Source organism: Methylobacterium sp. 77 (genome assembly GCF_000372825.1).
Taxonomy (GTDB): domain Bacteria; phylum Pseudomonadota; class Alphaproteobacteria; order Rhizobiales; family Beijerinckiaceae; genus Methylobacterium.
The window spans coordinates 3,356,400-3,378,839 of record NZ_KB910516.1; the positions used below are offsets into that span (position 1 = coordinate 3,356,400).

21 protein-coding genes and 1 tRNA gene are annotated in these 22,440 nt (G+C 65.7%); 6 read left to right on the forward strand and 16 right to left on the reverse strand.

The window, feature by feature from the left end:
• Positions 1-95 precede the first annotated feature (95 nt).
• A complete protein-coding gene (locus A3OK_RS0115925; RefSeq protein ID WP_019905892.1) occupies positions 96-1,076 on the reverse strand; it encodes a GlxA family transcriptional regulator in 981 nt (326 codons plus the stop codon).
• Between the two features lie 123 nt (positions 1,077-1,199).
• Here A3OK_RS0115925 and A3OK_RS0115930 point away from each other — a divergent pair, with 123 nt between their 5' ends.
• Together A3OK_RS0115930 and A3OK_RS0115935 are read left to right on the forward strand one after the other, a co-directional pair.
• Complete coding sequence (locus tag A3OK_RS0115930) at positions 1,200-1,877, forward strand: HD domain-containing protein (RefSeq protein ID WP_019905893.1); 678 nt, start codon at positions 1,200-1,202, stop codon at positions 1,875-1,877.
• Between the two features lie 204 nt (positions 1,878-2,081).
• The gene (locus A3OK_RS0115935; RefSeq protein ID WP_019905894.1) at positions 2,082-2,732 is read left to right on the forward strand and encodes a glutathione S-transferase; all 651 of its coding nucleotides are present in this window, start codon (positions 2,082-2,084) and stop codon (positions 2,730-2,732) included.
• Positions 2,733-3,125: 393 nt separating this feature from the next.
• On the opposite strand, the gene A3OK_RS0115945 is transcribed toward A3OK_RS0115935, so the two are convergent.
• On the reverse strand, positions 3,126-3,671 hold the full coding sequence (locus tag A3OK_RS0115945) for a recombinase family protein (protein ID WP_019905896.1): 546 nt from the start codon (positions 3,669-3,671) through the stop codon (positions 3,126-3,128).
• Positions 3,672-3,982: 311 nt separating this feature from the next.
• On the opposite strand from A3OK_RS0115945, the gene A3OK_RS22905 reads away from it, so the two are divergent.
• Positions 3,983-4,843 (forward strand): alpha/beta hydrolase, encoded by an 861-nt coding sequence (locus tag A3OK_RS22905; protein WP_245259370.1) that lies wholly within the window; start codon positions 3,983-3,985, stop codon positions 4,841-4,843.
• Positions 4,844-5,428: 585 nt separating this feature from the next.
• Here the strand turns inward: A3OK_RS22905 and A3OK_RS0115955 are convergent.
• From A3OK_RS0115955 to htpG, 8 genes are all read right to left on the reverse strand, one after another.
• Complete coding sequence (locus A3OK_RS0115955; protein WP_019905898.1) at positions 5,429-6,682, reverse strand: DUF3829 domain-containing protein; 1,254 nt, start codon at positions 6,680-6,682, stop codon at positions 5,429-5,431.
• A gap of 92 nt (positions 6,683-6,774) precedes the next feature.
• Positions 6,775-7,715 (reverse strand): IS630 family transposase gene (locus tag A3OK_RS23650; protein ID WP_155912045.1). Its coding sequence is split into 2 segments (ribosomal slippage): positions 6,775-7,379 and positions 7,379-7,715, totalling 942 coding nucleotides; the frame shifts between segments, so codons are not numbered across the junction.
• A gap of 90 nt (positions 7,716-7,805) precedes the next feature.
• The gene (locus A3OK_RS0115970) at positions 7,806-8,147 is read right to left on the reverse strand and encodes a hypothetical protein (protein WP_019905901.1); all 342 of its coding nucleotides are present in this window, start codon (positions 8,145-8,147) and stop codon (positions 7,806-7,808) included.
• Positions 8,148-8,590: 443 nt separating this feature from the next.
• On the reverse strand, positions 8,591-9,634 hold the full coding sequence (locus A3OK_RS0115980) for a YihY/virulence factor BrkB family protein (RefSeq protein WP_026597320.1): 1,044 nt from the start codon (positions 9,632-9,634) through the stop codon (positions 8,591-8,593).
• Positions 9,635-9,744: 110 nt separating this feature from the next.
• A complete protein-coding gene (locus A3OK_RS0115985) occupies positions 9,745-10,635 on the reverse strand; it encodes an ImmA/IrrE family metallo-endopeptidase (protein ID WP_019905904.1) in 891 nt (296 codons plus the stop codon).
• Between the two features lie 75 nt (positions 10,636-10,710).
• Positions 10,711-11,277, reverse strand: coding sequence for a metallophosphoesterase (locus tag A3OK_RS23655; protein ID WP_026597321.1), 567 nt, complete (start codon positions 11,275-11,277; stop codon positions 10,711-10,713).
• Positions 11,278-11,546: 269 nt separating this feature from the next.
• A tRNA-Ser gene (locus A3OK_RS0115995) sits at positions 11,547-11,636 on the reverse strand.
• Between the two features lie 134 nt (positions 11,637-11,770).
• Entirely contained in the window at positions 11,771-13,603 is a 1,833-nt protein-coding gene (gene htpG / locus A3OK_RS0116000; protein WP_019905905.1) for a molecular chaperone HtpG, read from the reverse strand.
• 205 nt (positions 13,604-13,808) lie between these two features.
• Between htpG and A3OK_RS0116005 the strand changes: the two genes are divergently transcribed.
• From A3OK_RS0116005 to A3OK_RS0116015, 3 genes are all read left to right on the forward strand, one after another.
• Positions 13,809-14,075, forward strand: a complete 267-nt coding sequence (locus A3OK_RS0116005) for a hypothetical protein (protein ID WP_245259371.1) — start codon at positions 13,809-13,811, stop codon at positions 14,073-14,075.
• A gap of 140 nt (positions 14,076-14,215) precedes the next feature.
• Complete coding sequence (locus A3OK_RS0116010; protein WP_019905907.1) at positions 14,216-15,367, forward strand: FIST N-terminal domain-containing protein; 1,152 nt, start codon at positions 14,216-14,218, stop codon at positions 15,365-15,367.
• Positions 15,364-16,698 carry a hybrid sensor histidine kinase/response regulator gene (locus A3OK_RS0116015; protein ID WP_026597322.1) on the forward strand — a complete coding sequence of 445 codons (1,335 nt, stop codon included), beginning with the start codon at positions 15,364-15,366 and terminating at the stop codon, positions 16,696-16,698. The genes A3OK_RS0116010 and A3OK_RS0116015 overlap by 4 nt, the downstream gene beginning before the upstream one ends.
• Here A3OK_RS0116015 and A3OK_RS0116020 read toward each other — a convergent pair whose 3' ends face one another.
• From A3OK_RS0116020 to A3OK_RS0116045, 6 genes are all read right to left on the reverse strand, one after another.
• Complete coding sequence (locus A3OK_RS0116020) at positions 16,699-17,907, reverse strand: L-dopachrome tautomerase-related protein (protein WP_019905909.1); 1,209 nt, start codon at positions 17,905-17,907, stop codon at positions 16,699-16,701. It abuts the gene before it with no gap.
• A 32-nt stretch (positions 17,908-17,939) separates the two neighbouring features.
• Complete coding sequence (locus tag A3OK_RS0116025) at positions 17,940-18,911, reverse strand: SMP-30/gluconolactonase/LRE family protein (protein WP_019905910.1); 972 nt, start codon at positions 18,909-18,911, stop codon at positions 17,940-17,942.
• A 68-nt stretch (positions 18,912-18,979) separates the two neighbouring features.
• Entirely contained in the window at positions 18,980-20,191 is a 1,212-nt protein-coding gene (locus A3OK_RS0116030) for an L-dopachrome tautomerase-related protein (protein ID WP_026597324.1), read from the reverse strand.
• Positions 20,192-20,288: 97 nt separating this feature from the next.
• Positions 20,289-20,654: a response regulator gene (locus A3OK_RS0116035; protein ID WP_019905912.1), complete on the reverse strand. Its 366-nt coding sequence runs from the start codon at positions 20,652-20,654 to the stop codon at positions 20,289-20,291.
• Positions 20,655-20,862: 208 nt separating this feature from the next.
• Positions 20,863-21,432: a hypoxanthine phosphoribosyltransferase gene (gene hpt / locus A3OK_RS0116040; protein ID WP_019905913.1), complete on the reverse strand. Its 570-nt coding sequence runs from the start codon at positions 21,430-21,432 to the stop codon at positions 20,863-20,865.
• Between the two features lie 70 nt (positions 21,433-21,502).
• Positions 21,503-22,312, reverse strand: coding sequence for a zinc-ribbon domain-containing protein (locus A3OK_RS0116045; RefSeq protein ID WP_348625426.1), 810 nt, complete (start codon positions 22,310-22,312; stop codon positions 21,503-21,505).
• Positions 22,313-22,440 lie beyond the last annotated feature (128 nt).

Consider the following 22,440-nt stretch of genomic DNA (forward strand, 5'->3'; position numbering starts at 1 on the left):
CGGAGCCAGCGCTGGCTGACGATGCTTCCTGCCAAACGGCCGACGAATCGAGACACCGGATCCGAGCGCGTCGTGTCCGGGGCCGCAAGCTCTGGCTACACCCGCGTCTCCGTCGCCTGCGCGGCGTGGCGGCGCTGATACTCGGCGGGCGTGAGGCCGATGCGGCGCTGGAAGGCCCGCCGGAGCGTGTCGCTGTCCTTGAATCCGCAGGCGCCCGCCACCTGCTTCGCCGCCGCCCGGCCATCCTCGAGCAGGCGACGGGCGGCCTCGATCCGAACGTTCTCGACGTAGGCAGCCGGGGTCAGGCCGGTCTCGGCCCGGAACAGGCGCGCGAAGTTGCGTGGGCTCATGCCGGTGCGGGCGGCCAGCTTCGCGACGCTGTGATCCTCGGCAGGATGTGCCGCCACCCAGCGCTGAACCTCCTGGAGGGCCGAGCGGCTGGCCAGCGCTCCGGTGCCGCGCCGGCTGAACTGAAGCTGGCCGCCCCCACGCTTGAAGAACATCACCAGTTGCGCCGCGACCTTGCGAGCGATCTCCGAGCCGAGATCCTCCTCGACCAAGGCAAGGGCCAAGTCGAGCCCGGCGGTAACTCCGGCCGCGGTCCGGACGGGACCGTCGAAGATGCAGATCGCATCGGCATCGACACGCGCGTCGGGATATCGTTCCGCGAGCGCGTCTGCCACCGCCCAGTGCGTCGCGACGCGTCGATCCTGGAGGAGGCCCGCCTGCCCGAGAAGGAAAGCCCCGCTGCAGACCGAACCGTAGCGCCGGCAGCGGATCGCGGTCGTCGACAGCCAGCGGCACAAGGCCTCGTCCGGCGCCAGCCCGTGCATGTGGGGCGCGCCCGCGACCAGCAGGGTGTCGAAGGCGACCGGATCGTCTGCCTCCGCGATGAGGTCGGCGACGAGACGGCGACCCGACGATGTCTCGATCGGACCCGGACCGAGCCCGACAATGGCGAGATCGTAGACCGCCGCACCGGCCTGGAGATTCGCCTCGGCGAAGACGTCGAGCGGGCCGGCGACATCGAGGAGCTGCACCCCCGGCAGGGCAAGGACCGCGACGCGACGTACCATCACCGAACTCCCCTCTGTCCGTCCGCACACGACGTTTGGCAGAAATCGTCTGATTACGGCGATTGATGCCAGATCGCGGTGTTCGTACGCCATCAGGGCAAACAAAGCAAAGGACATTCTCCCATGACCCTGAGTTCCGACGCCGCCATCCCCGAGAGCAAGCTCGCCCGAGCTATCACGGAGTTTGTCCGGGACACCGAGACCGACCTGCTCTTCAACCACTCAAGCCGGGTGTACCAGTTCGGTGCCCTGGCCGGCCTCCATCGCGGCCTGACGTTCGACCGCGAGCTACTTTATGCAGGCGCCATGTTCCACGACGTCGGCCTGATGCCGGACCACAGTAGCCCGAACGAACGCTTCGAGGTCGACGGAGCCAATGCCGCCCGTGACTTCCTGAAGGCGTACGGGGTGCCGGAGGCGGACGTCTACACCGTGTGGACCGCCATCGCGCTGCATACGACGCCCGGCATCCCGGTCCACATGCATCCGGTGGTCGCGCTCGTCACGGCCGGCGTCGAGATGGACGTGCTCGGCCTGACCTATGCGGAGTACTCCGAAGCCGAGCGCGAGGCGGTGGTCTCCGCCCACCCGCGTACGCCAGACTTTAAGGAGGACATCCTTCAAGCCTTCTATGACGGCATCCGGCACAAGCCGGACACGACCTTCGGCAACGTCAAGGCTGATGTTTTGGCCGACAAGGACCCGAGCTTCCGCCGGGGTAACTTCTGCAGCGTGATCCGGGCCTCGCGCTGGCCGGGCGGCGCACATGCGCCGGGATGCGGATGTGGCGAGCACGCTTGAGAGTACGCGCCATCGCGATGCGCCCAGATCCAGGCGCATCGCCTGACCGCTCTGCCGAGGTCGAATGCGACGCCCGTCATCGTCTTAGACGAGCGTCGCATGCCTGCATCCCCCCGCTGACGACGAATAGAGATAGTAGACAAATCGCCTCTAATCCGAGCCGTCCTCGAACGTCATGATCATCAATCGACGGAGCTGTGCGCGATGAATTCCCGCCGGATCACATTCTACCATGCGCCGCTCACCCGCTCGTCAAGTGTCCTGACCCTGCTGGAGGAACTCGGGGCAGACTACGCGCTCCGCACCCTCGACCTGAAGGCGGGCGAACACCGCGCGCCCGCGTTCCTGTCGATCAATCCGCTCGGGAAGGTGCCGGCGATCGTGCACGGCGACGTGGTCGTGACCGAGCAGACCGCGATCGTCATCTATCTCGCCGACCTCTACCCCGAGGCGAAGCTCGCCCCCGCGCTTGATGACCCTCTGCGCGGCCCCTACCTGCGCTGGCTCGCTTTCCACGGCGCCTCCTTCGAACCTGCGATCGTCGATCGTGCCATGACGCGCGATCCGGGACCTCAGGCGATGTCACCCTATGGCAGCTTCGACGCCGTGATGGACGCGCTGAAAGCGCAGCTTCGCCGGGGCCCCTATTTGTTCGGCAAGCGGTTCACGGCCGCTGACGTCCTCTGGGCGACGGCCCTCGGCTGGACGACGAGCGCGAAGCTTGTGCCGCCGAACCTCGAATTGCTGAGGTATGTCGAGCGCTTCCGCACGCGGTCTGCCGTTGTCCGCGCGGAAGCGATCGACGAACGGCTTCACAGGGAACTCGAAGGCGAAATCGAGCACCGCACCGGTTAAGGATTGCGTTGGTCTGCCTGTCGGACAGCCTGACAGGCGAGCGCTTCGATCGCGTGTTCGAAAGTGGGTGGTAGACAGGGTTTCCGAAGGCGACTGCACGGAAGGTCGGTCGCGACCGGTTATCGGCATCGACACGCTCGAATGAGAGTCGGCGGCTGCGGTGTCGATGTCCGCTTCGACGTATCGTTGTTCGGAAGCGGAATGGCGGAGAACCACCTGATCCGGTCGTAGAACCCTGAAAAACCAAGCTACCAAGTAGCGGACCTTGCGAGCGTCCGAGAAGGGTCGGGAGCGGGTACGGCCATAACATCCGCTTTCATGCATTGCGCCCCGGAGCAGATCGGCAAAAAGCCGCCGATGAGGAAATAGCGATGACCTGATACATCCGGCCCGTCAGGACCCGTGTAGCACTCGATAAACCTGCATCCGTGAACAGGCCAACGCGGCTGCAATAGCTGTGGCCCCGTGGCCCGCTTGCGACAACGACATGATCCGGTCGTGGTCGAGGCGGCGCTTGCCGCCGGCATAAGCACCGCTGCCCTTCGCGCGTTCGATGCCCTCGCGCTGGCGCTCTTTAATGAACCGCCGCTCCATTTGCGCGACCATGCCGAGCACGGTCATAACCACGTGGCCCATTTCGCCTCGGGTCGAAACGAGGGGATCGAGCACGGTGACAAAAGCACCCCGCAGCTCAGCCTCGTGAATCAGGTTGAGGACGTCTCGGGTGTCGCGGCCGAGCCGGTCGAGGCGGGTGACGACAAGTTCGTCGCCGGACCGTAGGAACTCCATAACAGTCACCAACTCCGCCCGGCCATCGCGGCTGCCGCCGGATACCTTTTCCGAACGAATGACCCCGCAGCCCTCGGCTTTCAGCCGGGCAACCTGGCCATCAAGATCCTGATCGAGTGTGCTGACGCGCGCGTAACCGATACGGGCCATAATGTGTAACCTCAAGCTTTAAGCCCGAGGCTACCTTGTCACAAATAGCCGGCGTCAACCCAGATGTTGCGATGACAAGCGGTGAACATGTTACGTCACGCCAGGGTATACCCTGAGGTCACTCAAATGCGCTTGCGTCCGATTGGCGCTATGAGCATAAGTTAGCCGCCTGCAAAGAAGCAATCGTTCGTCATCCGACCCAACCGACCGCACGCGATGATTTTGTTGCTGCTGGAAGGTGGATGTAAGCACCCATTCATGTGTATGGGCGAAACGGGAAGACGCGTGTGTACCTGCGGTGGATCCTTTTGATGGCGGGCGGGATCCTGGCCGGTCTGGCTCTGGTCAAATCCTTAGCTCGGCGGCGCGCCAGCCGGCGCTGGAGCGTAAATCTAGGCCGGCTCGCGGCGAGGCAGATCCGCGTCGACGGCAGGATGATGCATGCTCGCGTCTCGGTCGACGTTGTACCGGATGATCGCCTGCCCGTGATCCTCGTACATGGGCTCGGGATGTCGAGCCGCTACATGATCCCGCTCGCAAGGCATCTCGCCCCTCATTTCGAGGTCTATGCTCCTGACCTGCCAGGCTTCGGCTTGAGCGAGAAGCCTCGCCGACCGCTCACGGTTCGCGAGCTTGCGGAAGCACTGGCGACCTGCATGCACGCGGTCGGAGTGAAGCGCGCAGCCTTTATTGGCAATTCGCTCGGCTGCGAGGTGTTGGTCGAACTGGCACTTACTCACCCCCAGCTCGTGGACCGCCTTGTGTTGCAGGGTCCCACGCCGGACCCAGAGGCGCGTAACCTGGTCCGGCAGATATTGGGTTTCTTCGCCATCGCGCCTTTCGAGCGCTGGTCGCTCGCCTGGGTCGCGTTCGCCGACTATTCACGTAGTGGAATCAGACGCTACGTCCTGACCTTACGGAGCATGGTGGACAACCGCATCGGAGAGAAGGCGCTGCAGGTCAGGCAGCCAACGCTCGTGGTTTGGGGTACGCGTGACTACATCGTCCCCCGTGCGTTCGTTATGAAGCTCGCAGCTTCCCTGCCTCAAGGCCGTCTTGCTGTCATTCCGGGAGCGGCCCACGGGATCAACTATTCGCATCCGGAGGCGTTCACCGCGATCCTTCTCCCGTTCCTCCTTGCTGCGAGGGAGATGCCTGTCGCACAGAAATGAACCTCGTCGGTAAACGCATCGTAGCTCATAAATGAAGTTGGCCTGACCGATAGGTCCGCCTTTGCCCTCTGCTCAGAAGCAGACCGACGCAAAGCCGCCCAATCTGGTCGTATTGAATGGCCCCGTTGCCAGGCCTTGGAACTTGCTTGAATCAAGCAACGCCCGAGTGAGCCACATCGACGGGGCCGCCCCGATTTGCGGTACGTGGCGGCCTGAAGCGAGCCATGTCGCGATCCTGGGAGGGCATGCCAGACGCGCCTGATCTGCATCGAGGAACTGGTCAAGGCTGCAGCGGTGCTCGACCTGGGGTTGGTTACCGACAACGAGGGAGCCGAGGCCGATCAGAAATCAGGCGAAGTGAAACGCCACCAGCCAGAGCAAGAGCGTGAACCAGCGTTCGGAGAGCATGCGCCACATGCCATTTCAGTGACCTTTCCAGTAATGACGGGCACGCAACCGTTGATCTGCGGCACCCGCGTCGGCGATACTGTCGCGCTGGGATGCTCGCAGACTTGTGGATTCATAAAGACAGCCATTTATCGCGAATTAGACAACGGTCCTCTAATCAACGATCTGCAACTGATCTCAGCCCGGACGCACCCGGCTCTCGTTCTTTTGACAATATTCCAGATCGCGGACGGAGCGGTTGTAGGTCTCGTTGAAGCGTTGCGCCGGTTGGCTCGGATCGCCCTTGTCGCGAATGTCCCGAGCCACATCCCGGCCATGCCCAATCATGCTAGCGACCGTTTCGGTGTAGCCGGTGCAGGATGAGTTGGCCTTCGGGCTCATGGTGTCAAAGGTCGTACCAAGCTGACGGTTGGCGTTCGAGACCTCGCCGAGTGCGGCCAGGAAGGGGGTGACATCCGCCTTCGGTCCCAATGCCTCGAACTGCCGTACCGCGCGACGCAGCGTGAGACTGGTGGCGAGGAGACGGCGCGCCGGCGCTTCGTCCGGGAGACCTGCCAAACGCCGCTCATCCCGAGCGATCTCGCGCTCGAACAGGGCCGTGCCGTAAGCGTCCATCGCTTTGGCGGCAGCCTCGACACGGGGGACGAGGATCGCGTGCTGCTCGCGAGCGAACTTGAAGCCATCCTCCTTGAACTCCCGCGTGGTCTGATACCGCGTCAGCGCCTTCAAGGTGGGATTGGCCTCGCGTAAGGCGGCCAGCAGCCGTGCGGCCTGAGCATCCACCTCTGGCACGACGCCCGGCAAGGCAACGGCCTTCTCCAACTCGTCGATGACCCCGTCGAAATCCACGATGCCGAAGTGGTACCAGGCGTTGGCGCCGAGCTTCGTTCCGAGCTTGAGCACCCGCTCGTTGTCGCGCCGGTAGTCGGCCAGTTGCTGCTCCAGGGGATGAGACCGGACCAGGTGGTTCTGGGCCTCGGTGTAGGCATTGGCCTTCGCCAGAGCCTGAGCTTCGGGAGTCTGCGCTGACGCCGGGCGGACTGCCACCCGGGCTGCTCCGGGCGGCGGTGGCGGGCTCTGCAGCAGAGATTGAGAGGCCGCCGGTGCAGCGGGAAAATCGCATTTGAAGGCGTCGATCAGGCTTTTGCGTACGGCCCCATGAGCCTGGGCGCATTGATAGGCCACGGTCGGTCGAGCCGCCTCGTTGCGCAGGACCGAGTCGCGGAAGCTCTCGCGCATCGTGTTGATGCCTTGGCGAATGCCGGGGCGAGCGGCTTCCGGTACGCCGGGGCTGGCCGCGCATTGGGCATAGGCCTCCAGGAAGGCGTCACAGCTCTCGACGCCCACCGGTGTCACCGGCGTGACCGCCACAGCGGGTGTGGCCAAGATCCCCCACAGAAGGGTCAGCGCATAGGCCGAACGGTGAGACATGCCGGGCTTTCTCGCGGAGGCGGTTCTGCGCATTCTGGTCCTAGAGGTTGAAGCGCCGGGCCCTGGAACGACGACGCTAGAGCATTTTCGGTTTAATCTGGTTCGTATCCTGCGGCGGCGAAGAAGTTGGCGCACTCGTCAGGTGTGACGGTGTCGACGAGGCGTCCGATGGCCGACCACAAACCCTCGACGGTTCGCTCGGCCGCTTTGCGCAGCAGCGCCTTCTTCGAGAACGCCATTTCGATGGGGTTGAAGTCGGGCGAGTAAGGCGGGAGGAACAAGAGCCGCGCGCCCGCCGCCTCGATGGCCGATCGCACGGCCGGACCTTTGTGGCTGCCGAGGTTGTCCATGACGACGATGTCGCCGGGGATGAGCTCAGGCACCAAGACCTGATCGACGTAAGCCTGGAAGGCGTCACGGTTGATCGGCCCATCGAGCACGAACGGTGCGGCGGTCCCGGACAGGCGCAGGGCCGCCACCAGGGTCGTGGTCTTCCAATGACCGTGCGGGATGGGCGAACGCAGCCGCTCGCCGCGGGGAGACCGTCCGCGCAGGCGGGCCATGTTGGTGGAGGTCCAGGTCTCGTCGAGGAACACGAGGCGCGCGGGGTCGAGATCGAGCTGGCACTCGAACCATGCCTCGCGCGCGGCCTTCACGTCCGGGCGGTCTTGCTCGGTGGCGTGGGCTGTCTTTTTTTGTAGGTGAGATCGCGTGCGTCGAGGAAGCTCCACAGGGTGCCGAGCCCGACCGTGAGATCGTACTCGTCCCGCAGTCGGGCGCGCATCTCTTCCAGGGTGATGTCGCCCTTCTCCTCGATCAGGGCGCGCAGGAACGCCTCATGTGGATCGAGCTTCGAGCGGCGCGCCCGCCCTTGCGGACGAGGGGCCACCGTCCCGGTTGTCGCGAGCGCGGCCATCCAGCGAATCGAGGTCGCGATGCCGACTCCAAAACGCGCGGCCGCTTGCCGGCGGGAGGTCGTTGCAGCGGCTTCCACCACCCGCTCGCGCAGGTCCTGGCTGTAGGGTCGTCCCATCTGTTGCTCCTCCTCCAGAGCGATCAGTGAATCAGCCCGCCGCCTCTCCGTGAACCCCACACGATTGATTCAGCGCAAACCGAAAACGCTCTAGAGATTGCGCAGGGCGAGCAGGGGGACGAAGGCGGCCAGTACGACGGGTGCCGACCAGTACTCCATTCGGATCCAGAACAGCGCGTGCCGCCGCGTAAGCACCACATGCTCGTTCGTGGCAGGGTCGATGAGCTTGCGCGGAGGCGTGCTATTGAGGCGTCGACCGACCACCCAGTTCACAGCGGCGGCGGCGAAAAGGCCAAGGCTGAAGGCGAGAAACGCAAGTTCGGGGTGTCCAAGCGCTTGGAGCGATATCTGGGCCAATGCACCGACGATGATCGCGGTGCCGACGACAATGGGGACCACCAGGATGCCCCAACCCGACCAGATGAACAGCATGAATGTCAGCTCGCAGATGAGGTTCGTCGGTGAGGAGGTGGGGCGACGCGCCGAGCCACGCCCCTTGATCAAGGAGCTGCGTTACGACGGCTCTGTGACAGCTTCAATGCCGCGGCTTGAGATGACCGACAAGAGGGGGCGCTCCTTCCAGATGCTCTGTGCTGTGGCGAAGTAGGCTACCCTATCCTGAGCCTTGATCAGCAGCCACTACAGCCTTCCTGCTTTGTACGCGGCTGCATGAGCAGGAGGCGCCAAAATCCTGCGAGCTTCTCCCCAACTTGAATGTCCACTCCTGCAAAACTTGTATTCACAACCGGGCTGACCGTTAATCACCCGAGCAGATCATCCCATTTTTGCAGATAGACTAAAAGCGGACCCTCCCGACTGCCGCAAAGGGTCATTTCAACACTTTGATAAAGCGGCGATGGCGCTGTGCCAGCGATTTATTCCCGGCTTGGTCCAACGTTGTCGGCAGCGAAGGCGTCCCGGACGCCAAGGGGTTTTGGCCATCCCTCGGTGCTGTCGCGGGCGGTCTGGCGTTCCATCTCTGAATTGATCTCAGCGCCGAGCAAGAGAACTACGATTGAAAGCCACATCCAAGACATCAAGCCAATGCCAGCGCCAAGAGATCCGTAGATACGGTTGTAGCTATCGAAGCTCGCCACGTACCAGGAAAACACTCCGGACGTGCAGACCCACAGAAATGCTGCCAGAGCGCTGCCCCAGGTCACCCAGCGCCATTTCGCTCGGCGCCTGCTAGGGCCGTAGCGATAGATCAGCGTCAGGCTCAGGCTGACCACCACCAAAATGACCGGCCAGCGGGCAACGGACAGGATGTTATCGGCCAGTCCCCCGAACCCGAAGCGCTCCATGATAGCCGGTAGGACGACCACCACACTAATCGTCAGGAGGAGAAACGCAGCTCCGCCGAGGGTAAACAGGAAGGTCGTGGCGTAGAACCGGATCAGGGTCCGATCCTCCCGCTCCCGGTAGATCACGTTAAGGGCGTCGAAGAGGGCGCTGACGCCGGAATTCGCGCTCCAGAGCGCAATCAGCAAGCTGATCGTCGAGGTGAGGCTCAGCGAGCCCGTGCTCCGCGCGGCGATCCGTACGAGCTGCTCGGAGAGTAGTTCGAGCGCGGCGGTAGGGAGGATGTAGGTCAGGAGGCCGACATGCTGGCTGATCACGTTGGGATCGGAAAACAACCCATAGATCGAGACCAGTGCAACGAGACCGGGAAACACGGCAAGCAGGGCGAAGAAGGCAACGCCGCCGGCTGTCGTGAGCACACGATCTTTCGGTAGAGCACACAAGGCGCGCCAAAGGATGTCCTTCCATCCTGCCTTCGGAATCTCAGAAGGGCGGCTCGCATCGCGGCCACGATCCGGCTCCAGCGCGCGCTGCCGTGCCGTTTCGAGGGTCGCTGCATCCTGCGAACGCGTGGCGACCGAGCGCCAGTCGTCGCCTTCATCAACGTCCTGAATCACGGTTACGACCCTGCGACGGCTCGGTACGAGTGATCGCGATTTGATCCTGCTGGCATCGGTTCAGCCGAAGTCGTAGCGGCGCTCAGCGACCAATCCTACATAAGTGTCGCCTACCGTCGCCCTGAATGGAAGCGGTAACGCCAGCCCTCCTCCAGCCTGCGCTCCTCCGCGCTCTCCTCCGGAACGGGTTCCAGACGTAGGAGGATCATCGCGAAGCCGTTCTGCTGTAGGTACACTTGCTCATAGAGGGCCGGCGCGCGGAGGTCGCGCCTCACATCGATCCAGAGATCGGGACTGCACGCGGCGATGTCGCCCGCGATGTTCGGCCGATCCGAACTGCTGCGATAGAGCGAGCCCGTCGGGATAGGGCTGCCGACTGGGCAAATGATGGCCGGAAAGGAGAGGCTGCGGTAGCAGCGCTGCACTCGGCCGTTGCCCGCCACAACGATAGCAATCCGCTGGGGGTGGTACTGCACGTAGGACCGAGCCGCCGCCTCCTTACCGACCGCGAAGTCGCGTGCGAGCTGAAGAACGTGCTGTAAATCTGAGTCACGAAAGGCCGCCATGGCCCCCCGCAGCAGGTGCGGGGGCATCAGCATGAGAGCGGCGAAGCGGTTTGCCTCGACTTCTCTGCGCTGCCGCTGGTCGCCCTCCTTCGCTTGCACGCGCAGTAGGTCAGAGCTCTTGCACAGGAACTGGCCGGGCTGATCCGGTACGTGGTGCGCCATCAGAAAGTGGCCGAGTTCGTGCGCGATGGTGAAGCGGCGACGCGGTTCGCCCCCACGCTTGGCTTGGATGATTCCTTCGGACCGCTTCGCGTCGGTAACGAGGCCGCCCTCGAACGTGTCGGTGTCTAGGTCGTCGATCCTTAAGATGCCAAGGCGCGCGCACAACTCCTGGATCGGCACAGGCACCGGAAGGTTCGGCTCGGCCTGTAGAATGCATTTGACGAGCGCCTCCGGCGAGCCCGCGTCCGCCAGATCCTTCCTGCTGATCGACATTCGCGAAACCCCTTCCTATCCTCGAGCCGATCCATCAGGCGGCTACGCATTCGCGATACCAACCGTCGGCGCTCATCATGCTGTCGGAGTATCATTCTGACGTTGAAGCTCTTCCGGCACAGCGTGAGCATGATTTTGGCGGATTATGAGTTCGGCAACACCTACGGGTCTGTAGCCCCAGGCATCAACGCCGACATCGCATGAGAAGCGGGTGTCAGGGAGTGATCCATGTGTGTGGCCATAAAGGTGCCGCGTCCCGCGCCACAGGCCGGGCCAGGCTCGATGTGCGTAGTGAGCGAGAAACAGCCGCCATTCAGTGCCATCGGGATCGCTCACAGTGATCCGCGCACTCTCCTGCGGCGGCTTGCGCCACGGCAGTTCGAGAACCCTATTGGTGTCGTGGTTTCCTCGGATAAGCCGCTTTCGGCCATTTAGGGCCTCAAAGATCTCCGCGCAGCGCACCCGACTCGCACCAGCCGCGAAATCACCGAGATGCCAGACCTCATCGTCCGCGCCGACGACGTCGTTCCAACCCTGGATCAGAGCCGCGTCGTGATCATCGAGTGATCCGAACGCCGCTTCTCGCTGACGCAGGACGTGAGCATCTCCAAAATGCGTGTCGGCAGTGAAGAAGGTAGCCATGCGAATCCGACGTCGCCGCGTGTCTTGAGCGGTTGCCCCCATTCAAACGCATCCTCCTGGCTGGGGATCAGCGTGTTTGGGCAAGAAAGTTGCGTCGATCAAAACGCTGTCATGCACCTCAAGCGCTCGGCCTAGCGCGCGTGAGGCGAAGTCCAGCGAGATCCATTGCAAGCCGACTCAAGCCGATACAAAATGTGGGGTAAATTGAGGGCGACGACCTAATGCTAAGCGGGTTTTCCTAACGAAAACAAATACTTAGCAAGGTAAAATGGCGGAGAGGGGGGGATTCGAACCCCCGATGGGCTTGCACCCATGCCGCATTTCGAGTGCGGTACAATCAACCGCTCTGCCACCTCTCCGCGGGGCGCCTCGATGAGACGGAGGCTCGTTAACACGAGTGCGGCGGAGATCACAAGACGGGAACGCGAAGAATGCGCTCCCGTCGGGCGGTGCCGGCTCCTTCCTCCCTGGGAGGTGGAGCCGGCACGGCGGTTCAGGCGCCGGCGGCCAGGGCCGCGGCGACCTTGCGGGCGAAGGCGACGGGGTCGCGCGGGGTATCGCCGTCCTGGATGCGGGCGAGGTCGACGAGGGTACCGGCGGCTTCCGTCACGTCCTCTCCGGCTTCCGCCTTCGCGCCGAGCGAGGCGATCAGCGGATGGCGCGGATTGATCTCGAGGATCGGCAATCCGCCGGCGCCACGCCCGGCCCTGCGCAGGAGACGCTGCATCTGCAGGTCGGGACCGCTGCCGGAGGCCGAGAGCACCACGGCGCTCTCCACCAGCCGGTCGGTGGCGCGCACGTCGGCCACGTCCTCGGCGAGCGCCGCTTTCAGGGCGGCGACCAGAGCATCGACCGGGGCCGGCGCCTCGCCCGCATCCTCGGTGGCGGCGATCTTCGAGAGATCGAGGCCGCCCTGCGTCACCGAACGCAGCGGCTTCTCGTCGAAGCGGCCGAGCTGCTCGGGCCAGAACGCGTCGACATGGTCGGACAGCAGCAAAACCTCGACGCCGCGGGCGCGAAACCCTTCGAGCTGGGGCGAGGAGGCCAGGGCGTCGGCATCGTCGGCGACGAGGTAGTAGATCGCCTCCTGGCCATCCTTCATCCGCGAGACGTAGTCGGGGAGCGAGGTCCAGCCCTCCACCGCCGAGGAACGGAAGCGCAGCAGCGGCGCGATCTCGGCCCGGCGCTCGTAATCCTCGTAGATGCCCTCCTTGAGGACCGGGCCGAAATTCTCCCAGAACGGCCGGTAGCCCTCCGCATCCTTGGCCCGCGTGGACAGTTCGGAGAGGACGCGGCCGGTGACGGCGCGGCGGATCTTGGTGAGGACCGGCGTCGCCTGCAACATCTCGCGGGAGACGTTCAGGGGCAGATCCTCGGTGTCGACGACGCCCTGGACGAAACGCAGCCAGGTCGGCAGCAATTCGGCCTCGTCGGTGATGAACATGCGGCGGACATGGAGGCGGACCTTGCTCGCGCGCTCGCCCTCCACCGCCTGGAACGGCTTCATGCCGGGGATGAAGAGCAGCGCCGAGAATTCGAGCGCGCCCTCGGCCCGCCAATGCAGCGTCGCCCAGGGCTCGTCGAAGTTCATGCCGACATGGCGGTAGAACGCAGTGTACTGCTCCGGGGTCACCTCGGATTTCGACTTGCGCCACAGGGCCGTGCCCTGGTTCGCGGTCTCGGTCTTGCCCTCGGCGACGATGGCGACCGGCACGGTGATGTGGTCGGCCCATTTGCGCACGACGTGATCGAGCCGGTAGCTCTCCAGATACTCGTCGGCATCCTCCTTGAGGTGGAGGACGATGTCGGTGCCGGGCTCGTCGCGGGTCGCCTGTTCCAGCGTGTAGCTGCCCTGGCCGTCCGAGGCCCAGGTCCAGGCCTCGTCGGCACCGGCGCGGCGCGAGGTGACGGTGACGCGGTCGGCCACCATGAAGGCGGAGTAGAAGCCGACGCCGAACTGGCCGATCAGGCTCGGCTTGTCCTCCGCCTTGGCGTCTCCCAGCGATTGGCTGAAGGCGCGCGTGCCGGAGCGGGCGATGGTGCCGAGGTTCTGCGCCAGTTCGGCCTTGGTCATGCCGATGCCGGGATCGGAGACCGTCAGCGTGCGCGCGGTTTTCTCGGGGGTGATCGTCACCTTCGCGTCGGCGGGCGGCGCCGAGACCGCTTGCGTCAGCGCCTCGAAGCGGCGCCGGTCCATGGCATCGGCGGCGTTGGCCACCAATTCACGCAGGAAGATTTCGCGGTCGGAATAGAGGGCATGGACCACGAGATCCAACAGCCGGCCGACCTCGGCACCGAATTCGTGCCGTTCCAGGGTATCGCTCAAGGGTTTGCCTCCGGGGATCGAACGGTGCGCGATATGACCCCTGCGGCGAGAGAATTCAATGTCCGCAGGGGGATGCCGGGCGCATCGGGCCTCTCGCATGCAACCATGTCCGGTCTCGGGCGTAGCCGTGCCTGAAACGACAGATTCAGGAACGACGACGATGGAACCGATGAAGCCGATGAAACCCATGGAACCGATGAAGCCCATGGAACCGATGAAACCGATGTCCGGCGGCGAGGCCTGGTGGCCGCAGGAGCTGGGTCAGCCCTCCACCAGCGGTGGCCAGAACGGGATGCGCTACGCGTTCTTCCCGGATGCCCGCCGCCTCGTCATCGACACCGACGGCAAGCGCGCGACCTACGATACCGGCGATCACCAGATCAGCGGCGTTTCCCAGAGCAACGGCTCCGCGCCCACCTTCTCGTCCCGGCAAGGCGACGTCTCGGTGAAGGATCTCAAGACCGTCGACTGAGCGGTCGCGGTCGTGGCGGAGCCGGGAAGCGCCGCCATTGCGTCCCGTCTCCCGCCCCGACATACTCCCGCCGACGTGACGTAAGGCGCAAAGCCGACGCATGACGGCAAGGGAGCGGGGCGGTGACGGAGGACACGCGGATGCGTGGGCATCTGTGCGGGATCAGGACCTCCTGGACGGTCGCCGCGACGGCGGCCGAGGCCGTGGCCGAGGTGGCCGCCGGTATCGGCCCGGCGGGCCTCTCGCATTTGCTGGCCTTCTTCTCTCCGGATTACGACGTCGACGACCTCAACGCCGCTCTCGGACGGGCCTTCCCCGGCACACCGATCACCGGATGCACCATGTCGGGGGGCATCTGTCCCGCGGGGGGCCTGGAGCGCGGCCTCGTCGTGGTGGCATTTCCGATCAAGGGATTTCGCGTCGTCTCCGTGATCCTCGATGCCATCGACCGTCTCGACGTGGCCCGCACGGCCTCGTCGGTTCGCGCGTTGCGACGGGCGCTGGCAGCGGATTCACCCGACCACGCGCCGAGCCGGCTCTTCGCCCTGTCCTTCATCGACGGCCTCGCCAATGCGGAGGAGACGGTGGTCTCGGCCATCGCCTGGGCCCTCGATGGCATTCCCCTGGTCGGCGGGTCGGCCGGCGACGACCTCAATTTCAGCGAGACGGTCCTGCTCCACGACGGCGCGATCCATCGCCGGGCGGCCGTCCTGGTGTTGGTGGAGACGGAATACCCGTTCCAGATCTTCAAGAGCGATCATTTCGAGCCGACGGCGAAGAAGTTCGTGGTCACGGCCTCCGACGACGAGCAGCGCATCGTCCATGAATTGAACGCCGAGCCGGCCGCGCGTGAATACGCCATGGCGGTCGGGCTCGATCCGGAAGCGCTCACGCCGATGAGCTTCGCCGCCTATCCGCTCGCCGTGAAAGTCGGCGGCGAGTATTTCTGCCGCTCGATCAGGCGCATGAATGCCGATGGCTCGCTGACCTTCTTCTGCGCCATCGACGAGGGCGTCGTGCTCACCCTGGCCCAGCCGCGCGACATCGTGGAGACCACGCGGAGCGAACTCGCCCGCCTCGACCATGCGCTCGGCGGCATCGACCTCATCATCGGGTTCGACTGCATCCTGCGCCGCCTCGACGCGGAGAGCCGGCAGGTCCGCCAGGGCATCTGCGATCTCTATCGCCGCTACGACGTGGTCGGGTTCGAGACGTACGGCGAACAGTACCGGGCCATGCATCTCAACCAGACCTTCACCGGCATCGCCATCGGCCGGCCGCGCGCCTCATGAAGGCCGATCTTCGGTTGGACGAGGCCTCCCTCCGCATCGCCAAGCTCGAGCGCATCAACGCGGCGCTGATGGCGCATGTGGAGCGCATCATGGACCAGCAGGGCGGTGCCTATTCGCTGTTCCAGACCGCGATCATGCTGGAGGGCCGCGTCCGCTCACGGACCGAGGAATTGACCGGGCTGATGCATAGCCTGGAACACTCCAATGCCGCCCTGATCGCGGCGAAGGAAGAGGCCGAGACCGCCAACCGCTCGAAGACCCGCTTCCTCGCCGCCGCCGGGCACGACCTGCTTCAGCCCCTGAACGCCGCGCGCCTGTCGGCCTCGGCCCTGTCCGACATGCCGCTCAGCCCGGAAGCCCTGGCGATGTCGGGGCAGGTCGAGCGGGGCCTTCAGACCATCGAAGACCTGATCAAGACGCTGCTCGACATCTCCAAGCTCGATGCCGGCATCGTCCGCCCCATCGTCCGCCCGGTCGCGCTCGGCGACCTCCTCGGCGCCATCGCCGCGAGCTTCATGCCGATGGCCGAGCGCAAGGGACTGCGCCTCTCGGTCCGCTGCCCGGAAATCCGGGTGGACAGCGACCCGGTCCTGCTTCAGCGCATCCTGCAGAACCTCGTCTCCAACGCGATCCGCTACACCAGCCGCGGGGGCGTGGTGATCGCCGCGCGCAGGCGCGAGCGGTCGTGCCGCATCGAGGTGATCGATACCGGTTGCGGCATCGAGGCGAGCGAGCGACATCTCGTGTTCGAGGAATTCTACCGGGGCGGCACCGAAGGTGACGAGGGCGAGCCCGGTCTCGGCCTCGGCCTGTCCATCGTCCAGCGCATGGCGACGGCCCTCGACCACGCGCTCGTCCTGGATTCACGGCCCCGCCACGGGACGCGGCTCTGCCTGACCGTTCCCGTCAGCGATTCCCAGGCGGAGACCGTGGCTGGCCCCGAGTTGATCGCGACGCGGCTGACGGGCGCGCGCGTGCTGATCGTGGAGAATGACCCGGCCACGGCCGATGCGCTGAAGCGCCTGCTGCAGAATTGGGATGCCGAGGTGAGCGCCCATCGCGATCTCGCCAGCGTCGCGGAACGCGTTGCCGCCGGGCACGCGCCGCCGGACGTGCTGATCCTCGATTACCACCTCGATAACGGCGCCTGCGGCCTCGACGTGGCGACCTATCTGCGCAGCGTGACCCGCTCGGCCCTGCCGGTGATCGTGACCACCGCCGACCATTCGGCCGAGATCGCGGCCCATGTGGCGCGGCTCGGCGCCGAGCTGATGCACAAGCCGATCAAGCCGGCGCAGCTGCGCGCCCTCCTCACCCACCTGCTCGCCTGATCACACCGGATCGGCGTCGATGCGCATCCTCAGGATCGCGTAGGGCGGCTGCCTCAGGTCGCGGCCTTGGTGGTAATCCGGGTTTCGGTTGACCTGCGCGGCGGTGATGTAGAGCCAGCGGTCGGGCGTGATCCAGAACGTATCGGCCCAGATCAGCCTAGGGTCGGTGGCGAGGATGGTGATGGTACCATCAGTCTCGCGCCGGCCGACCGCATTGTGCTCCTGCAAGGCGAGGTACACGCGGTCCTTCGCATCCGTGATGAGGCCGCCGGTCATGCCCTTCTCACCGAGATCCTCCACCCCGGCGGCGACTTCGGCGTCGGAGACGGCAGGATCGAGCAGCGAGGCGGTCTCCACCGCGTAGAGATGTCGGCCCATCAGCGGGGCGTAATAGAGGCGGCGGCCATCGGGGCTGAGGGCGATGCCGTTGGCGCCTCCCTGGACGGGGCGCGGCGGGCCCTCGGCCTTGCGCTGGAGGATCTGGCGATTCTCCACCACCTTGACGATTCCCTTCTGGGATTCGGTGCTGGCATGCCGGGCGAGCCGCCGGGCGACACGGCCGCTCGCGAGATCGACCGCGAGGATCGCGCCGTGGCCGTCCTGGCCCTGATCGGTGATGTAAGCGACCGCCCGGCCATCGCGGATGTCGATCCGCAGGTCGTTGAGGGACGAGGTCGCGGTGGTTCCGGCCTCCAACGGCACGACCCGAAGGATCCGGTTCTGTGCGATGTCGAACTGGACGAGCTTGGCCCCTCCCGGCATCGGCGGACCCGACCCATCGGGCAGCCCGGCATCGAGCACCCAGAGCCTGTCCTCCCGGTCCATCACCCCGTTCGGGACGTGCAGCAGGGTGCCTTGAGCGTTCTTCGGATCGGGCTGGTTGGTCGCCTCGTCGGGATAGGGCCTCACGCTCCCGTCCGGCATGACCTCACCGAGCGTGAAGGGCACCTTGGCATCGAAGCGCGGCATCATCACGAAGACGCGGCCGCTCCGCGACAGGGTGATGCCGGTGGGGTTGGATGGCGCATCCGCCACCATGGCGAGTTCGAGGCCGGGCAGCCCGGCATCGCTGGCGACCGGCGTTCCGGATGCCGCATGAGACGGGGCTTTGTTGTCCATGGAGGCTTCGTCCTGCGCCGAGGCTCGGCTGCTGAGGGCGGCGAGTCCGGCGAGGCCGGCCGCCAGCATGTCGCGGCGAGGGAGGGTCATGGGTGTCGGAATCCTGAAGGGTATGAAGTCGATCAGCCGGCTTTCGCCGCGCCGCGAACCTTGAGATCGATGGCTGCCACCACGGTGCCCGCCGAAATGAAGAGGCGTTTCCCGTCCGGCCCACCGAACTCGACGTTCGAGGCCGGCGTCGCCGTGGCGATCCGGCCGAGCAGGGTCCCATCGGGGAGGTAGATGCGCACGCCGTCGGCGCAGGCGGCGTAGATGCGCCCGGCCTCATCCACGGCGAGCCCATCCGGTGCGCCGACGTCCAGCGTCGCGATGGTGCGCGGTTCGCCGAGGCGCCGCTCCTCCACCGGGAAGGCGAGGACGGCACGGCCACCCTCCGCATTGTCGAGGGCGGCGCTGGTTTCGGTGACGTAGAGGTGGCGGCCGTCCGGCGCGAAGGCGATGCCGTTGGGCTGTCCGACCGCATCGGTCATCGCTTGGACCTCGCCCGCCGGATCGATCCGGTAGACGCGCCTGGCGGATTGGGCGGGAACCGCCTGGATGCCCTCCTCCGGCATGGTGATGCCGAAGACGGGATCGGTGAACCAGATTGCGCCGTCCGTCGCCAGCGCCGCGTCGTTGGGTGAATTCAGCGGCTGACCGCCAAAGCCGTCCGCCAGGATTGTGAGCGACCCATCGGATTCGCGGCGGACGACGCGACGGGTGCGGTGCTCGCAGGTGACGAGGCGTCCCTGCGCATCGAGAACGTTGCCGTTGGCGTTGTTGGACGGATCGCGGAACGGCTTCGCCTCGCGATCCCCGCCGATCACCAGCATGCGGTTCGACCGCACGTCACTGACGATGAGGCCCCCGAGATGGGGTGCCCAGCACAGGCCTTCGCACCAGCGGCCCTCGCGATAGAGGATCGTCGTCACGGCGGACGGATCGACCAGTTCGGCGAACCGGGGATCGTCGAAACGAAGGATCGGGGCCGCCAGGGCCGGGCGGCCCCAGGTTGCGGTCGCGGCAATGCCGCAGAGAAGGTCGCGTCGGCGCATGGAAAAGCTCGTGCGGGAGGGCGTTGGATGCGCCCGGCCTGCCTCGCGGGCGGGCCGGGCCTCCGATCTCAGCGCGCCGTCGGGCTCGTCATGGTGGATCCGGTGGCGTCGGCGGCCGGTGCCCCGATGCTCCACAGATCGGTGGGCAATGCCGCGGGTGCGTCGGACTTGTAGAAGGCCGAATCCTGAATCCGCGAGGTCGTCACGTAGAGGGTCCCGTCCGGCCCTTCGGCGAAGGTGTCGGGCCAGCGCAGGCGCTTGTCCTGGATCAGCGTCGTCAGCGCGGAGCCCTTGGCCGAGAGATCGCGGACCTTGATCGCGTCGTCCTGCGGCGAGGTCACGTACATCCGTCCGTCCTTGCGCGAGATGATCAGACCATCGGCCGGACCGTTCTCACCTACCGTCTCGACCTTGGCCGACAGGCTCCTGTCGCTGAGCGCCTCGGGCAGGAGCGGTGAGGTCAGCCAGCCGGTGAGCGCGGCGGTCGGAAGGCTGTAGAGGGTCTTTCCCTTGATCGCCTGCCAGTAGAGCGTGCCGCCATCGGGGGAGAGCGCGATACCGTCGGCCGAGAATTCCACGCCGCGTCCGTCCGGGCGCCTCAGGGGCTTGCCCTCATAGGTGACGGTGACGCTCTTGTCGGGCTGCGTCGTCGGGTCGCCGTCGAGGAGACGACGGGATTTGCCGCTGGCGAGATCGACGACGACGAGGGCGCCGCTCGCCCCCGAATCGGTGATGTAGGCGGTCTTGCCATCCGGCGAGAAGCGCACGTCGTTGAGGTAGGAGCCCTGCGGCGCCACGGCTTCGTCGAAGGCGATAGTGCGGCCGGGCGTGTTGGTCTTGAGGTCGATCTCGACGAGCTTCGGCCCGTTCTTCACCACACCCGCCATGGCGGGGGCGGCAGGATCGAGCACCCAGAGATTGCCGTCCGGGCTCGCCACCACGCTCTGGACGCAGATCCAATGGTCACCGGCGGTGACCTCGTCCTTGCGCGCGTTGCGCCACGCATTCCACTCGGCATCGGGGAACGGGGTCAGCCTGCCGTCCTTCACCTCGGCGACCGATACGGCGCTGTCCTCGGTCCAACGCGGGAAGTTGACGAAGATCCGTCCGTCCTTAGTGACGGTGACGCCGGTCACCTGATGCTCGAAGCTGGCGACCTTCGTCAGGGTGCCGCCCGCGGCCGGGCCCGTCGGAGTTTCCGCCGCGCTGGCTCCCGACGGAAGCGTTCCGGAAAGAAGCATCGCGACAAGGGCGGCGCGGGTCGTGGTCCGTGATGGCATGAAGGTCTCGTCGTTGGGAAAGGAGGTCTCACTCCCTTCGGCAACGCGACGACCATCGGCCAAGCTTCATGGAAATTTCGCGACCGGCGGGCCGCGTTCAGGCGGCGAGCGCGCGGTTCACCGTGGAGCGCAGGTCCGCCAGCGAGAACGGCTTCGTCAGCACGTCGGTGACGATGGCGTCGAGGCCGCGCGCGCGCTCGCGCTGATCGGCGAAACCCGTCATGAGAAGAATGGTCAGGGCGGGAAAATCGCGCTTGGCCGCGAGAGCGAGGGCGATACCGTCCATCAGCGGCATGCGGATATCGGTGAGCATCAGGTCGAACCCGCCATCCGCCTCCGTCAGACGATCGAGCCCGTCGCTCCCGTCCGACGCCGTGACGACGAAATGGCCGTCGATCTCAAGGCCGCGTTTCAGGAAGCCGCGCACGGGCTCTTCATCGTCAACGAGGAGAATGCGCGCCATCAACTCTTTCGTCTCTTCTGCATCACCCGGACTGCGCTTCGGCGAAGGCTGGCTGTCAAGGCCAATTTTGCATCAAATGATATCGTAATGTCCGACAGAAAACCTCTGCGCGCAAATGTCGCCAGCGCATCACGAATCATTCGGTCGCAAATCGGACGGAGAGCCGGTCGGACTCAATCCGCCGGCATGTCTCGTCCGAGCCTGACCTTCAGGTGCCGCCGAACAGGTCGGGCTCGCTGTTCTCGTGATCCACCAGACCGACGAACGGGAGCTGTCGGTATTCGTGGGCGACATCCATGCCGTAGCCCACCACGAACACGTCGGGGCAGGTGAACCCGACGAAATCGGCATCGATGGTCACGGCGCGCTTGCCCGGCTTCTCGAGCAGCACCGCGGTCAGGACACGCTTGGCGCCGCGTGCCATGAGCAGATCCTTGGCGAAAACGACGGTGCGGCCCGATTCGAGGATATCGTCCACCAGGAGCACGTCGCGGCCGCGAACTTCGCTCTCGACATCGCGCAGGATCGCCACCTGTCCCGAGGATACCGTGCCGCTGCGATAGCTCGACAGGTGCACGAACTCGACCTGGGGCGACAGGCCCGAGCGATGCAACGCCCGCAGCAGGTCGGCGGCGAACATGAAGCTGCCCTTGAGAACCGCCACGACGAGGAGGTTCTCGGGCTTGGCCGCCACGATGGCGGCGGCAAGCTCCTCGTTGCGGTTCGCGATGGCGGTTTCGTCGAAGAGGACGCGGACGCGTCGGGTAGGACTGGTCATGGGGTCTCCCTATCACGAGCCGGGCCGGCTGACATCGGTTTTCCCCCCGGCGGCGCGGCGCGCCGATGCATCAATGGTCGGTGGCGGCCTCCGGCGTCCCGCGCTCCGGCGCGAACCCGACCTTGACCGTGCGGCCCTGCACTGGCGGCGCCGACAGGCTCGCCTTGAACCGGGCGGTCTCGCGATCCTCGAGGCTGGAGCGCGGCGGCGCCGCGGTCCAGCGGTAGATGGTCTGGTCCTGCGCGTCGCGCACTTCCACCTCGATCGGCGGGACCGGGACGGTGCGGCCGGCCACTCCGACCACGTCGCCCTCGATGACGAGTTGGGAAGCGGCGCCCTCGCCCTGGATCTGGAAGGCGGCGAGATCGCGGATCTCCAGGCCGCGCAGGTTCACCGGCATGCCGATCCTGGCGTAGAGCGTGGCGCTCTGGGGCATGGCCCGCACCACGTTGCTGCGCGCGAGAAGCGCCAGCGGGATACCCGCCAGCAGAGCGAGGCCGAAGGCGGCGGCCGGCGAGGGACCGCTCCATCGCTTGGCCGCCGGCTTGCGCTTGCCGGGCGGCGGCTTGCGCGGACGGGCCGTGAGGTCCGGATCGGGCTCGGGCACCGCCGCCGGCCCGTCATCGTCGGCCAGCGCGGCTTCCCAGGCATCGAGATCGGCCTGCGCCTCGCCGCGCCCCTCCATCGATCCCATCGCCGCCTGAATCTCGGACATCTCCTCGGCCAGGGCCGCGGAGACTTCGTCCGGCGAGATGAACCAGGTCTCGCGACAGGCGGCGCAACGCACCGAACGCCCTTCGGCGCCGACACGGTCGGTGTCGATGTCGTATTCGCTTGCGCAGGACGGGCAGACGATCAGCATGGCGAATCGGCGCCTCAAGAATGTCGATCGGCAGTTGCCGGCTCGGTGAAAAAGACTCACACCGTCATCGCCGAACGCGGTTAATCCTCCGTGAAGTTGGCAGGATCAGGAGGACGCGCTTGTCAGCAGGATTTCGACGGATGGCG

Coding starts and splice junctions, on each gene's coding strand:
- A3OK_RS0116030 (WP_026597324.1), bottom strand. CDS start 20,191: ATGCCATCACGGACCACGACCCGCGCCGCCCTTGTCGCGATGCTTCTT.
- A3OK_RS0115955 (WP_019905898.1), bottom strand. CDS start 6,682: ATGTCTCACCGTTCGGCCTATGCGCTGACCCTTCTGTGGGGGATCTTG.
- A3OK_RS0116015 (WP_026597322.1), top strand. CDS start 15,364: ATGAAGGCCGATCTTCGGTTGGACGAGGCCTCCCTCCGCATCGCCAAG.
- hpt (WP_019905913.1), bottom strand. CDS start 21,432: ATGACCAGTCCTACCCGACGCGTCCGCGTCCTCTTCGACGAAACCGCC.
- A3OK_RS0115970 (WP_019905901.1), bottom strand. CDS start 8,147: ATGCTGTTCATCTGGTCGGGTTGGGGCATCCTGGTGGTCCCCATTGTC.
- A3OK_RS0115930 (WP_019905893.1), top strand. CDS start 1,200: ATGACCCTGAGTTCCGACGCCGCCATCCCCGAGAGCAAGCTCGCCCGA.
- A3OK_RS0115935 (WP_019905894.1), top strand. CDS start 2,082: ATGAATTCCCGCCGGATCACATTCTACCATGCGCCGCTCACCCGCTCG.
- A3OK_RS0116035 (WP_019905912.1), bottom strand. CDS start 20,654: ATGGCGCGCATTCTCCTCGTTGACGATGAAGAGCCCGTGCGCGGCTTC.
- A3OK_RS0115925 (WP_019905892.1), bottom strand. CDS start 1,076: ATGGTACGTCGCGTCGCGGTCCTTGCCCTGCCGGGGGTGCAGCTCCTC.
- A3OK_RS0115985 (WP_019905904.1), bottom strand. CDS start 10,635: ATGTCGATCAGCAGGAAGGATCTGGCGGACGCGGGCTCGCCGGAGGCG.
- A3OK_RS22905 (WP_245259370.1), top strand. CDS start 3,983: ATGGCGGGCGGGATCCTGGCCGGTCTGGCTCTGGTCAAATCCTTAGCT.
- A3OK_RS0116005 (WP_245259371.1), top strand. CDS start 13,809: ATGGAACCGATGAAACCGATGTCCGGCGGCGAGGCCTGGTGGCCGCAG.
- A3OK_RS0116020 (WP_019905909.1), bottom strand. CDS start 17,907: ATGACCCTCCCTCGCCGCGACATGCTGGCGGCCGGCCTCGCCGGACTC.
- A3OK_RS0116010 (WP_019905907.1), top strand. CDS start 14,216: ATGCGTGGGCATCTGTGCGGGATCAGGACCTCCTGGACGGTCGCCGCG.
- A3OK_RS23655 (WP_026597321.1), bottom strand. CDS start 11,277: ATGGCTACCTTCTTCACTGCCGACACGCATTTTGGAGATGCTCACGTC.
- A3OK_RS0115945 (WP_019905896.1), bottom strand. CDS start 3,671: ATGGCCCGTATCGGTTACGCGCGCGTCAGCACACTCGATCAGGATCTT.
- A3OK_RS0116025 (WP_019905910.1), bottom strand. CDS start 18,911: ATGCGCCGACGCGACCTTCTCTGCGGCATTGCCGCGACCGCAACCTGG.